At 71.2% G+C, this 13,179-nt stretch carries 11 protein-coding genes; 6 read left to right on the top strand and 5 right to left on the bottom strand.

Annotated features, from left to right (window positions below; translation table 11 throughout):
- Positions 1–16 precede the first annotated feature (16 nt).
- From Q9R33_RS07960 to Q9R33_RS07950, 3 genes are read right to left on the bottom strand one after another with little or no spacing between them, the layout of a single operon-like run.
- Positions 17–841, bottom strand: coding sequence for a heme ABC transporter ATP-binding protein (locus Q9R33_RS07960; protein WP_311293407.1), 825 nt, complete (start codon positions 839–841; stop codon positions 17–19).
- Positions 838–1,944, bottom strand: a complete 1,107-nt coding sequence (locus Q9R33_RS07955; RefSeq protein WP_311293585.1) for an iron ABC transporter permease — start codon at positions 1,942–1,944, stop codon at positions 838–840. Before Q9R33_RS07955 ends, Q9R33_RS07960 begins: the two co-directional genes overlap by 4 nt.
- Before the next feature lie 8 nt (positions 1,945–1,952).
- Complete coding sequence (locus Q9R33_RS07950; RefSeq protein WP_311293406.1) at positions 1,953–3,092, bottom strand: ABC transporter substrate-binding protein; 1,140 nt, start codon at positions 3,090–3,092, stop codon at positions 1,953–1,955.
- A 145-nt stretch (positions 3,093–3,237) separates the two neighbouring features.
- Here Q9R33_RS07950 and Q9R33_RS07945 point away from each other — a divergent pair, with 145 nt between their 5' ends.
- Both Q9R33_RS07945 and Q9R33_RS07940 read left to right on the top strand, forming a co-directional pair.
- Positions 3,238–6,429, top strand: a complete 3,192-nt coding sequence (locus Q9R33_RS07945) for an HtaA domain-containing protein (protein ID WP_311293405.1) — start codon at positions 3,238–3,240, stop codon at positions 6,427–6,429.
- Positions 6,430–6,530: 101 nt separating this feature from the next.
- Positions 6,531–6,884 (top strand): potassium transporter Trk, encoded by a 354-nt coding sequence (locus tag Q9R33_RS07940; protein WP_311293404.1) that lies wholly within the window; start codon positions 6,531–6,533, stop codon positions 6,882–6,884.
- Between the two features lie 9 nt (positions 6,885–6,893).
- Here Q9R33_RS07940 and Q9R33_RS07935 read toward each other — a convergent pair whose 3' ends face one another.
- On the bottom strand, positions 6,894–7,505 hold the full coding sequence (locus tag Q9R33_RS07935) for a hypothetical protein (RefSeq protein ID WP_056365169.1): 612 nt from the start codon (positions 7,503–7,505) through the stop codon (positions 6,894–6,896).
- 303 nt (positions 7,506–7,808) lie between these two features.
- Between Q9R33_RS07935 and Q9R33_RS07930 the strand changes: the two genes are divergently transcribed.
- The 4 genes from Q9R33_RS07930 (at position 7,809) to Q9R33_RS07915 (ending at position 12,842) form a co-directional block, all read left to right on the top strand.
- A complete protein-coding gene (locus tag Q9R33_RS07930) occupies positions 7,809–8,678 on the top strand; it encodes an endonuclease domain-containing protein (RefSeq protein ID WP_056366623.1) in 870 nt (289 codons plus the stop codon).
- A 224-nt stretch (positions 8,679–8,902) separates the two neighbouring features.
- Complete coding sequence (gene purM, locus Q9R33_RS07925) at positions 8,903–10,054, top strand: phosphoribosylformylglycinamidine cyclo-ligase (protein WP_311293403.1); 1,152 nt, start codon at positions 8,903–8,905, stop codon at positions 10,052–10,054.
- Positions 10,055–10,090: 36 nt separating this feature from the next.
- Positions 10,091–11,551 carry an amidophosphoribosyltransferase gene (gene purF / locus Q9R33_RS07920; protein WP_056365162.1) on the top strand — a complete coding sequence of 487 codons (1,461 nt, stop codon included), beginning with the start codon at positions 10,091–10,093 and terminating at the stop codon, positions 11,549–11,551.
- A gap of 52 nt (positions 11,552–11,603) precedes the next feature.
- The gene (locus Q9R33_RS07915; protein ID WP_311293402.1) at positions 11,604–12,842 is read left to right on the top strand and encodes an MFS transporter; all 1,239 of its coding nucleotides are present in this window, start codon (positions 11,604–11,606) and stop codon (positions 12,840–12,842) included.
- Between the two features lie 78 nt (positions 12,843–12,920).
- On the opposite strand, the gene Q9R33_RS07910 is transcribed toward Q9R33_RS07915, so the two are convergent.
- The gene (locus Q9R33_RS07910) at positions 12,921–13,115 is read right to left on the bottom strand and encodes a DUF3073 domain-containing protein (protein ID WP_045296302.1); all 195 of its coding nucleotides are present in this window, start codon (positions 13,113–13,115) and stop codon (positions 12,921–12,923) included.
- Positions 13,116–13,179 lie beyond the last annotated feature (64 nt).

Here is a 13,179-nt window from a genome sequence, read left to right as displayed (position 1 = left end):
AGGCCGATTCTCCTGGTCAGCGCCGGGGCATGACCACGGGCGTGCCCGACACCGGGTGCGGGAAGACGTCGACCCGCTGCCCGTAGACCTCCTCGATCGCCGCCGCCGTCAGCACCTCGGACGGCGCACCCGAGGCGACGACGCGACCCCGCGAGAGCAGCGTCACGCGGTCGGCGACGCCGACCGCCGCATTGAGGTCGTGCAGCACCACGGCCACTGCCGCGCCCTCCTGCGCACGATCCCGCGCGATGCGCAGCACGTCCTCCTGATGCTTGAGGTCGAGCGCCGCGGTGGGCTCGTCGAGCAGCAGCACGTCGCACCCCTGCGCGAGCACCCGCGCCAGCGCGGCCCGCGCGCGCTCGCCGCCCGACAGCGACGTGATGCCGCGCCCGGCCAGCGGCGTGAGGTCGGTGGCCGCGAGCGCCCGCGCGACCGCGGCGGCGTCGTCGTCCTCGGCGGGCGTGCGCGCCCACGGGGCACGACCCATGCGCACGACCTGCTCCACCGTGAACGGGAACGACACGGCGTTCTGCTGCAGCAGCACCGCGCGCCGCTGCGCGAGAAGGCGCGGACGGATGCTGCCCAGCGGCGTCCCGTCGAGGCTCACGTCGCCGGAATCCGGGGTGACATCCCCCGCGAGCACCCCGAACATCGTCGACTTGCCGGCGCCGTTCGGACCGACGAGGGCGTGGAGCTCACCCGCGCGGACGTCGATCCCGGCGTCCGCGAGCACCGGCCGTCCGGCGCCGTGCGGCGTGACGGTCACGCCTCGGGCGCTGAGCCGCACGGCGCCCGGAGCAACGTCGACCGTCGAGGTCGCGGCATCCGTCGTCGTGCTCATCCCCAGCCCCCCGCCGTGCGGCGTGTGCGCAGCAGCAGCCACAGGAAGAACGGGCCGCCCACGAGTGACGTGATCATGCCGATCGGCAGGTCCGCGAGGGGCACCGCCGTGCGGGCGATGAGGTCGGCGACCGCGATCAGCAGCGCGCCGCCGAGGGCGCTCGTGACCATCAGCGGCAGGTGGGCGGGCCCAACGGCTATGCGCAGGAGGTGCGGCACGACGAGTCCGACGAAGCCGATGATCCCGGCGAACGCGACCGCCGCGCACACGAGCAGCGCGACCATGACGATGACGACGACGCGCAGCAGTTCCACGCGTACGCCGAGGTGACGCGCGGTGCGCTCGCCGAGGGCGAAGAGGTCGAGGCGGTGCGCGACGAACACGGCTGCGGCGACGCCGATCGCGACGAGCGGCGCGACGACGGCGATGTTCTGCCACAGCGCGCCGTTGAGGCTGCCGAGCTGCCAGAACACGATCTGCTCGCGGGTCGAGGTCGTGCCGACGAACGTGAGGAACGCGAGGCCCGCGCCGGCGATGGCGTTGATCGCGATGCCGGTGAGCAGCAGCGTCACGACCTCGGTACGCCCGCCCGAACGGCTGATCAGGTACACCGAGAACGCCGCGATGAGCCCGCCGACGAAGGCGAAGGCCGGGGTCGTCCACATGCCGAACACCGCGAGCCCGAACGTGAGGCTCGCGGCCGCGCCGAATGCCGCACCCGACGAGACGCCGACGACGGCCGCGTCGGCGAGCGGGTTTCCGAAGATGGCCTGCATGAGCACGCCCGAGACGGCGAGCGCTGCGCCGACGAGGAGGCCGAGCACGATGCGGGGGAGTCGGATGTCGAGGATCACGCCGGACGCGGTCGGCGCCTCCGGTGCCCACGACGTGTCGATCCCGAGGGACTGCAGCAGCACACCGATCACCTGCGCCGGGGTGAGCCAGTACTGCCCGAGGCCGAGCGACACCACGACCACGAGCACGATCGCGACCGACAGCCCCGCCGCCGTGAGCGCGAACCGGCGACGGCGGTGCGTCGTCGGCACCTCGGTGACGACCTCGGCCGTCCCGCCCTCCGCGGCCTCGACCTCGGCGGCCGTCATCGTCCCCGTCACGACGCCGGCTCCGGGGTGGCGCTCGACGCCGGCGCGTAGACGGCACGTGCGAGCGCCCGGATGATCTCCGCCGTGCGCGGCCCGAAGCTCAGGATCTCGGCATCCGCCATGTCGACCACGCGGCGGTGCTCGCCCGCGGGCGTCTGCTGCAGCGCCGGGATGCGCTCGAGCAGCCCGTCGACCCCACCCACGGATGCGAGGCCGTCGGACATCATCACGACGAGGTCGGGCTGCGCGGCGACGAGGGCCTCGGCAGTCATGGGCTTCATGCCCTCCCAGCCGATCTCGCTCGCGACGTCGACGCCGCCGACCGCCTCGATCAGGGAATCCGCCCCCGAGTCGCGCCCGAAGATGTAGTAGACGTTCGCGCTGCCCCGCACGTAGAGGAAGAGCATGCGCGGACGATCGGATGCTGCCGCCGGCGCGATCTCGGCCACCTCGGCGCGCGCCGCCACGACGTCGGCATCGAGCCGCTCTGCGAGCGCGTCACCTCGGCCGGGAACGCCCAGCGCTCCGGCGATCTCCGAAACGAGGTCGGCGACCGTGTCGGCGCGCCGCTCGCTCGAGACCACGACGACGGCGATGCCGGCGTCACGCAGCTGCTGGCGCACCTCTTTCGGGCCGATCGAGGTGTCGGTCAGCATCACGGTCGGGGCGAGCTCGAGGATCGCCTCGGCGTTGAGCGTGTGCCCCGACTTCGTCACGACCGGTAGGTCCGCGGTGCCGTCGAACGACGTCGATGAGTCGCGTCCGACGACCGCGTCGCCGAGACCCAGACCGAAGACGGTCGCGGCGATCGTGCCCGAGATGTCGACCGGCAGGATGCGGCTGACATCGGTGATCTCGACCGCGCGGCCCTCAGCATCCGTCACCGTCACCGGCAGGTCGGGGGCGTCGTCAGCCGCGACAGGCTCGATCGCGTGCGACGCCAGGCAGGCCGTGGAGGGTCCGGTCGTGGTGCGCGGGTTCTCGGCGAGAGTCAGCGACGCCAGCGGAACGGATGCTGCGGGGCAGTGCGCGTCGGCGGCATCGGCGGCCGGCGCGGCACAGCCGGCGAGGGCGACCGCGGCCACGAGCAGCGCGATCACGCCGGCCAGGCGCGGCGAACCGCGGCGGGAAGAGGAGATGGGGAGCATTAGGTGAGCCTTACCTTAGGCTTGACGCCGGCTGTGAGAGTGCCCTACATTCGTGTCGATATTAGGTTAGCCAAACCTAAGTAACCAACCCGAATCGCACTGATGCGCCGGTGCGCTTCGGCGCGCGCGGCGCCGGAGACACCCCGTGAATACGCAGCCGTTCCTGGATCGCAGCCGCGCGAGCATCGCCGCGCTCCTCGCCTTCCTGCTCGTCGTGGCAGGAGCCCTCACCGCCGTTCCGGCCTTCGCCGCCAGCCCGACCGTCTCGGCCACGCAGGCCCCACGCGCGGGCGGCACGATCACCGTCACCGGCTCCGGCTTCTCGGGCGTCGCGCCGGGGGTCTACGTCGGCGTCGGCGTCGCAGGTCTCAGCGGCTTCTACGGGGGCACGATGAGCGACGTCGTCTGGGTGTCCCCCGGCAACGCGGAGGGCTCCACCGGCGCCGGCCGCACCGCGCCGATGACGGAGTCCGGAACGTTCAGCGTTCAGCTGAGCGTCCCCGCGCACGCCGAAGGCGCCCAGTACACCGTCTACACCTCCAAGGCCCACGGCGGAGGTTTCACCGACCCGAGCCAGAACGCCTCGACGGCAGTCGCGTGGCAGCCGCTCCCCGCCGTCGCGACGACCACGACCCTGACGGTCGACCCGGCCGCCTCGAGCCTGCCCGGCGCGGACTTCGCGCTCGGCGCGACCGTCGAGCCCGCAGCATCCGGAACCGTCTCGTACTTCGACGGCGAGACGCAGCTCGGCTCCGCGCCCGTCGGCACGACGGTCACTGCGAGCATCGCGACCGCCGGCACCGCGCAGCTGAAGGCCGTGTTCACGCCGGCTGACGCCGCGGCGTTCACCGGCTCGGCCTCGCCCATCGTCTCGTACGAGATCACCGCGCCGCCGGTCGAGCCCGAGCCCGAGACCCCGACGCCCACCGTGACGGTGTCGAAGACGACGAGGCTCGACCCCGACGGGGAAACCGTCACGGTGTCGGGTTCGGGGTTCGTCCCGAACGCGCCGGCGACCGACGGCGTCCGTCCGCCGCTCGCGGGGAAGTTCGGCGGCTCGTACATCGTCTTCGGCAAGTTCCTCGACGAGTGGACGCCTTCTTCCGGTGCCCCGACCTCCGCACGGCCCGGCATCGACACGAAGTGGGGTGTGCACGTGGCTGATGTCGCGTCCATCGGCGGCGCTGCGCGCGGAGGGATCGCGATCGCCGCTGACGGCACGTTCGAGACGACGCTGACCCTCTCGCGCAGCGAGGCGTCCCAGGCGCTCGCCGGAAACTACGGCGTCTACACCTACTCGGGAGCGGGCGCGAAGTACGCCGCGTTCGAGACGTACACGCCGATCACGTTCGCCGAGCCCACGCCGGTGCCGGCCGTCGACGTGACGGTGACGGATGCCTCGGCCACCGCCGGCGCGTCCGTCGAGGTCGCCGCCTCGAACCTCGGAGATGTCACCGGCGCCTACGCCGCCATCATCGAGAAGGGCACCGAGTCGGCGGTCACCGCCGGCGACGGCTTCGCGGCGGTGCAGTACGTGCGCCCGATCTCGGGCGGTGCGTTCACGGTCGACCTCGTCGCGCCGACGGCCAAGCTCGACCGCACGAAGCAGTACGAGGCGATCGTGTGGAAGCAGCACTCCAACCCGGGTGCCGACACGATCTACGCCCGCGCCGACGTGCCGTTCACCGCCGATCACTGGACGAAGCTCTTCCCCGATGTGACGCCGCCGACCGACCCGGAGCCCCCGGTCGATCCCGGCACGCCGGTGACCCCGCCGGCGACGGTGCAGGGCGGCTCGCTCTCGTGGGCGATCTCGTCGAGCTTCGCGAGCTACATCACGGGCAGCATCGCGCACGGCAGCATCGCCGTGACGGGCGGCGCCACGCGTTCCGGCGGCCTGTTCCAGTTCGGCCAGGCGACGGGCAGCACGTTCGACGCGGCGACCGGCACGGGCACCGTCTCGTACACCGGGTCGGTCCGCTTCACCGGCCACGGCGGCGTGCTCGACGTCACGATCGCGAACCCGCAGGTGCGCATCACCTCGGCGAACGCGGCGACGCTGTACGTCACGAGCGGCGGCTCGCAGGTCGCTTTCGCGAACCTCGACCTGTCGGCCGCGGTGCGCGTCACCGCCAGCGGCACCGTCTCGTACTCGCGCGTGCCGGCCACGCTGACCGCCGCCGGGCGCGGCCAGGTGTTCCAGGGCTACACGACCGACCTCGACCCGCTGGCGTTCACGATCGGCGTCGCGGCGGCCGCGCCCGCGGGTTCGACGGGCACCATCGCGGCGGCTCCCGCGTCGACCACGCGCACGACGACGCTTCCTGCCGCTCCGCCGGCATCGACGGGCATCGACCTCGACGACGACACCCTCGCCGCGCTGCAGAAGGGGGAGCCGGTCACGGTCTCCGCGTCGGGTTTCACCCCGAACGAGGAGGGCATCAAGGTCGTCGTGTACTCGACGCCGACGCTCCTCGGCGAGGTGTCGGCGGATGCCTCGGGCAACGCCACGTGGACGGGTTCGCTGCCCGCGACGCTCGAGGACGGCGAGCACACGCTGACGTTCCAGGGGTCCGTGGACCGCGGCATCCGCTTCACGCTCGCCCGTGCCGCGATCGCCGACGGCTGCTTCGTGGAGGCCGCCAGCCTGAACTGGGGCTTCAAGGAGACCTTCCGCACGTACATCGAGGGCATCGCCGCCGGCGGCTGGGAGCTGACCGACGTCGCGTACGAATACCCCGAGTTCGTCTGGACGGCGGGCACGGGAGCGGTGGATGCTGCGACCCGGGCAGGTCTCGTCACCTATGGCGGCAGCATCCGTTTCACCGGTCACCAGGGCGCGCTCGACACGACGCTCGCGAACGCCCGGGTGGAGCTGGCGGGCGACACCGGCTACCTGGTGTTCGACGTCAGCGGCACGACGCAGGCGGGTGCGCCGGTGACGGCCGCGGGCATCCGCTTCGCCGAGTTCGCCCTGCCCGACCTCGAGGTCACCGACGACGGGCTCGTGCTCGACGCGCTTCCGGCGACCCTGACCGACGCCGGCGCGGCCGCCTTCGGCACGTACCCGGCGGGCGACGAACTCGACCCGGTCTCGGCCGTGCTCCCGGTGGCAGGCGACTGCGCGGTCGCTGCAGCGCCGGTGAAGGCCGAGGAGGCGCCGGCGGCCGAGGCTGCCGAGGCCGAGGTCCTCTCCGCCGACCAGACGACGGCGCCCGTGTGGCCGTGGGCGCTCGTGGGGATCGCCCTGGCTCTCGGGATCGGGGCCGTGGTCTGGATCGTGGTCTCCCGCCGCCGTGCGACGGCCGGCGGCAACGGAGACCAGACGGCCGGCTGACCCCCGGCCGTCACCCCGGCGGCGTCCCGCTCTCGGCTTCCGAGCGGGGCGCCGCCACTCCTATGGGCGCGTTCCCGCTCGCCGAGTGGGACAATGGATGTATGCCCGAGCACAGCCAGGACCGCATCGAGACCGTGCGCGTGCGACGCGCACCGAAGATCTCGGTGTTCCTGATCGTCGGGGCACTGGTCGGCGTCTTCGTCGCGATGATCCTGACGTTTGCGTTCAACGGCACCGCCGACGCCAGCCCGAACACCGGGGTCATGTACTCGCAGGGTCAGGTGTTCGGCTTCCTGGCGCTCATCTGCGCCCCGATCGGCCTCGCACTCGGCGGCGTCCTCGCGCTGATCCTCGACCGCCGGTCACGGCGTCACACACACCAGATCGCGGTCGACCACCAGCAGGTGCACGTCGACCCGGATCCCGGCACCAACGGCCACGGCCCGGCCCACTGAGCCCGAGCGCTACGCCAGCTCGGCGATGATCGGGTGGATCGCGGCGTCGAACGCCGCGACATCGCCCCGCAGTCCGTCGGTGACGGCGATCGTGAGAGAGCCGATCCACCAGACCCCGCGCTGATTCAGCGGCAGCACCTGCACGTTGAGCTCGAACGAGTGCGCCCGGCGGCCGACCTGCCGCTCGTGCTCGGCGATCGCCCCCGCATAGGCGCGGTACGCCGTGCCGGTGCTGTGCGACGCCTCCTTGCGGTACCGCGCGTTCGCCGACTGCGCGAACGCCACCGCCTCGATCGCATGGGGTACGAAGGCTGCGCGCAGCTCGTCGCATCCCTCGGTGGGGAGGGCGAGCGCGGTGTCGAAGCCGTCGACGAGATCGAGGGGGACCGGCGACGGATGCGCCTGCGGCTCGACGGTCATCGCCCAGAACTCACGCCACTGCCGTTCCAGCAGCGCCTGGGCCTCTTCGGACCGGTCGTTCGCGCGCGGAGGGATGCCGCGCAGGTGCGGAAGCTCCTCCGGAGAACGGATGCCGAGCACCTGGCGCAGATACAGGGCGAGGAGAACGGGCTGACCGGCGTCTTCGCGGATCAGCCACTCCGGAGTACCGGCGCCGCCCATGTGGCCATTGTAGAACCGGGCATCGACGTCGAGGCGGTGCGAACCGCGTCCCGGGACCCCCGCTCGAACCCCGCGCGCGATGACGGGAGGAGACGTGGGGAACGGAGGGCGGAACACGCCGTTTGCATCCTCCCGTCGTTGCATCTCCTCCGCTCCTCACGCGCCACGCGCGCGGCGGCACGGCGCGGACGACGTGGCCGACGTACGGGAGGCGGTCCTCCCCAACCACCCCGGGCGGTGAGTTCTGCACAGCAATGACATCGGCTCGACCCGACGAGCCCACTGTTCCCGATGATCAGGACGATGAAGCTGACAGCGGAGCAACGCGCGCTCGCGCTCCTGTCCGCGGTATCCGACGCAGGCGGAATCGTCCGTCGGGCTGCGTTGGTCAGAGCCGGGCACGCACAGCGCACGATCGAGGCGGCGATCACCGGCGGGCTCCTCCACGTGGTGCGGCGTGTCTGGGTCGCCGTTCCCCGCGTCGATCCACTGCTTCTCAAGGCTGCGCAGGCAGGGGTCGTGATCTCATGCGTCACCCGTGCACGCCGCCTGGGGCTCTGGATCGCCGCCGAGAGCACCGAGACGCACGTGGCCGCGCACCCGCATGCAGGTCGCGTCGTGGTGAGGAAGGGGATCCACGTCCATCGGGCCGCGCCCGTCATTCCGCGAGACCCGGCCGCCCTCGAGGACTCCATCGAGAACGCGCTTCTCCTCGTGTGCGTGTGCCAGCCGTTCGAATCTGCACTTGCGATCGTGGAGTCCGCACTCAACAAGGGACTCGTGCAGAAGTCAGCGCTCCTGCGTCTGCCTTACGCACCCGGCGTGCGGAAGATCCTCGAAGTCGCCAGTCCCTACTCGGACTCGGGGCTCGAAACGTATGTCGTGCCACGGCTCCGATGGATGAAGCTCCGCATCGTTCCCCAAGCTTGGATCGCGGGGCACCGGGTCGACTTCCTCATCGGCGAGCGACTGGTGCTGCAGGTGGACGGTGGCCACCACGTGGGAAGGCAACGCGCAAGCGACAACACCCACGATGCGGTCCTCCGCCACATGGGGTACCACGTCATCCGAGTGGGGTACATCCAGGTCATGGAGGACTGGCCCGGGGTGCAGGCCCTGATCATGCAGGCGGTCGCGCAGGGGCTGCATCTCGCACCGACCGGCGGCGCGTGATTCGTCACCGCGGGCGGAGATGTGGCCGGGGGAGGACCTCTTGGTGCAGCATCCGTCCTCCGCTGCCCACATCTCCTCCGCTCGTCACGGGAGCCGGCTCGTCGAGGAGCGGGATCATGGATGCTGCCACCCGGCCGAGGCGAGAGTCTTCACTTCGCGGGGCCCGGCGTAACAGCGGCGGTCCCCGGCATCCGTCCAGGCGGGGCGCCGGTAGGCTGGTAGCCGTGGCCTCATCCGAACGCGATGCCCCCTCCCGCCCCGAAGAGCCCGTGAACCCATACGCGGCTGCCGGCGTCGACACCGCCGCCGGCGACCTCGCCGTCGAGCTGATGAAATCGGCGGTGCGGCGCACCCACGGCCCCGAGGTGCTCGGGGGCGTCGGCGGCTTCGCCGGACTCTTCGACGCGGCCGCGTTGAAGGCCTATGACAAGCCGCTGCTGGCGACCAGCACCGACGGCGTCGGCACGAAGGTCGCCATCGCGCAGGCCATCGACAAGCACGACACGATCGGGCAGGACCTCGTTGGCATGGTCGTCGACGACATCGTCGTGGTCGGCGCCAAGCCGCTGTTCATGACCGACTACATCGCGTGCGGCAAGGTCTTCCCCCAGCGGATCGCCGACATCGTCCGGGGCATCGCCGAGGGCTGCGAGGCCACCGGCACGGCGCTCGTCGGCGGCGAGACCGCCGAGCACCCCGGCCTTCTGGGCGTCAACGACTACGACGTCGCGGGTGCCGCGACCGGCGTCGTCGAGGCCGATCGCGTGCTGGGCGCCGAGCGGGTGCGCGAAGGCGACGTCGTCCTGGCGCTCGCAAGCTCGGGCCTGCACTCCAACGGCTACTCGCTCGTGCGCCACATCGTGGCGCGCTCCGGCATCCAGTACGGCGACAACGCCGCCGACTTCGGCACGACGTGGGGCGAGGCCCTGCTCGAGCCGACCCGCCTCTACACGCTGCCGCTGCTGCGCCTCATCGAGGCGACCGGCGACGCGGTGCACTCCCTCAGCCACGTCACCGGCGGCGGCATCGCCGCGAACCTCGCGCGCGTGCTCCCGCAGGGCACGTGGGTCGAGGTCGATCGCTCGACGTGGTCGCCCTCGCCGGTGTTCCGCGTCCTCGCCGACCTCGGCGGCCTCGAGCTCGAGGCGACCGAGGGCACCTGGAACCTCGGCATCGGGTTCCTCGCGGTCGTGGCCTCCGACAGGGCCGAGGCCGCAGCATCCGCTCTCTCCCGTGACGGCATCGCGACGTGGCAGGTGGGTGTCGTGCGCACCGGCGACCGCCCGGCCGACGGCCACTGGGAGCAGGGCGCCAAGGGCGTCGACGGCGGCGCGGTGCGCCTCGTGGGCGCGTACGCAGACCACGCGGCTCGCTGAGCCGCAGTCAGAACACAGCAGGAGCAGGCAACACCCATGTGCGGAATCGTCGGAATGGTGGGCCGCGGGTCCGTCAACCAGGAGATCTACGACTCCCTCCTCCTCCTCCAGCACCGGGGTCAGGACTCCACGGGCATCTCGACCGCCGAGCGCAACGGCGTCGTGCACATGCACAAGGTCAAGGGGCAGGTGCGCGAGTCGTTCCGCACGCGCGACATGCGCGCGCTCCTCGGCGAGATCGGCCTGGGCCACGTCCGCTACGCGACCAAGGGCACGGCGTCGAACGAGGAGGAGGCGCAGCCCTTCTACGTGAACGCCCCGTACGGCATCGTGCTCGTGCACAACGGCAACCTCACGAACACGCGTGAGCTCACCGAGGAGCTGTTCCACAAGGATCGCCGCCACCTCAACACGTCCTCCGACACGGAGCTGCTGGTCAACGTCCTCGCGAACGAGCTCCAGTCCTCGATCTCGGGCCTCGAGCTCGACCCGGCGCAGGTGTTCCACGCGGTCAGCCGCGTGCACGAGCGCGTCGAGGGCTCGTACGCGGCGATCGCGCTGATCGCGGGCTACGGCCTGCTGGCGTTCCGCGACCCCTTCGGCATCCGTCCCCTCATCCTCGGCACGCGCAAGAACGACGACGGTCACTATGAGTGGGTCGTCACGAGCGAGTCGCTCGTGCTCGAGAACGGCGAGTTCGAGGTCGTGCGCGACGTCGACCCGGGCGAGGCCGTCTTCATCGACCTCGAGGGCAACCTGCACACGCAGCAGTGCGCCACCGACGCGCAGCTCGTGCCGTGCTCGTTCGAGTACGTGTATCTCGCCCGCCCCGACTCGGTCATGAACGGCATCTCGGTCTACGAGGCGCGTCTTCGCATGGGCGACCGGCTCGCCGACACCATCGCGAAGTACACGCCGAAGGAAGCGATCGACGTCGTCATGCCGATCCCCGACTCGTCGCGCCCGGCGGCCATGCAGGTCGCCCGCAAGCTCGGCGTCGAGTACCGCGAGGGCTTCTACAAGAACCGCTACGTCGGCCGCACGTTCATCATGCCGGGCCAGGCCGCGCGCAAGCGCAGCGTGCGCCAGAAGCTCAACGCCATGTCGAGCGAGTTCAAGGGCAAGAACGTGCTCCTCATCGACGACTCCATCGTGCGCGGCACGACGTCGAAGGAGATCATCCAGATGGCACGGGATGCCGGGGCCAAGAGCGTCACGTTCGCCTCGGCGGCGCCGCCCGTGCGTTACCCGCACGTCTACGGCATCAACATGCCGTCGCGTCACGAGCTGGTGGCCCACGGCCGCACGATCCCCGAGATCGCGGAGGAGCTGGGCGCCGACTTCGTCGTCTACCAGGAGGTCGAAGACCTCAAGGCGGCGATCCTCGAGGGCTCCGACGTCGAGGATCTCGACATGAGCTGCTTCGACGGCCGCTACATCACGGGCACCGTCACCGACGAGTACCTCGCCTGGGTCGAGGGCTCGCAGGAGTCCTGACTCTCCTCTCGGCCCGGGCCGAGGCATCCGTCCACGCCCGTAGGGTGGATAGGTGAAGTCGTCTCCTGCCCGCCCGCTCTGGCAGGGGAGGACCCTCGCGCTCGTCGGGATCGTGCTGTTCGCGTTCTCGCTGCGCTCTGCGGTCGCCTCGCTGTCGCCCCTCTACGACCACATCGCGGCGGACTTCGCCGTTCCGCCGGCGGTCATCGGGCTCATCGGCACGGCGCCGCCCGTGTGCTTCGCGATCTTCGGGCTGCTGACGCCCGCCCTCGAGCGCCGGTTCGGGCTCGAACGCCTCGCCGTCGCGGCGATGGCGGTGGTGACGCTCGGGCTCGTCGCGCGCAGCTTCGCGCCGAGCTGGGGGCTGCTGCTCGCCGGCACCGCGCTGGTGTTCGCCGCGGTCGGCACGGGAAACATCCTGCTGCCGCCGCTCGTGAAGCGGTACTTCCCCGACCGCATCGGCCTGATGACGACGATCTTCTCGACCACGATGGCCGTGTCGACCTTCCTGCCGCCCCTCATCGCCGTTCCGATGGCGGATGCTGCGGACTGGCACCTTTCGCTGGGCCTGTGGGGCGTCTTCGCCCTGGTGGCGATGATCCCGTGGATCGGTCTCGCGCTGCGCCACCGCGCCGCCCAGGCCGCGAAGGACGACGACGACATCGAGGAGCCGAGCCCGCAGGCGTTCGGCCGCATGTGGCGGATCCCGCTCGCGTGGGCGCTGCTCGTCTCGTTCGCGGTGTCGAGCACGATCGCCTACACGTCGTTCGCGTGGATGCCCCAGCTGCTCGTCGACATCTCCGGCGTCACGCCCGCCACGGCCGGTGCGCTGCTGTCGCTCTTCGGATTCATGGGCCTGCCGGCATCCCTCGTGGTGCCGCTGCTCGTCACGCGCTGGAACGTCACGCGACTGCTTTTCGGGGTCGCGGTCGCGTGCGGGTTCGCCGGCATCGCCGGGTTCCTCTTCGTGCCGACGGCCGCGCCGTGGCTCTGGGTGGTGCTGCTCGGGCTCGCGCCGCTGCTGTTCCCGATGATCCTCGTGCTGCTCGGTCTGCGCACGCGCACGCACGAGGGCTCGGTCGCGCTCAGCGGGTTCGCGCAGAGCGGCGGCTACGCGATCGCCGCGCTGTTCCCGTTCGGCATCGGTCTGCTCCACGAGGCGACGGACTCGTGGACGGGTCCGCTCATCGTGCTGGCGATCGTCGTCGCGGCCGCGATCCCCGCGGGCGTCGTCGCTGCGCGCCCCCACACCGTCGAGGACGACTGGGAGCGCCGGCACGGCGCCTGGTGAGGCATCCGCGGTGCCCTGGGCATCCGGGGTCGACGAACACCGATCAGGCCGCCAGAGCGGCGGCCGACATGCGAGGCGTTACGCCTGCGACGACGAGAGCGGCGAGGTCTCGTCCTCGTCTTCGTCGTTGTACTGGTCGGCCCACTTGTCGACGTACTCGTCGTCATGGTGACCGAGCTCGCGCTCGAGTGCGGAGTAGTTCACGTTGTACGTGTCGTACTTCAGCTCACGGGCGATCTTGGTGTGCTTCGCCTTCTGACGGCCACGCCCCATGCGAGACCCCCTCATTTAAGGTCGCGGGCTATTTTGGGAGGCTCTCGGCCTCGCAAACCCGGGC

Source organism: Microbacterium sp. PRC9, from assembly GCF_031844125.1.
Taxonomy (GTDB): Bacteria; Actinomycetota; Actinomycetes; order Actinomycetales; family Microbacteriaceae; genus Microbacterium.
The sequence above is the reverse complement of the archived record's forward strand: the minus strand, read 5'-3'. Positions and strand labels throughout refer to the sequence as shown.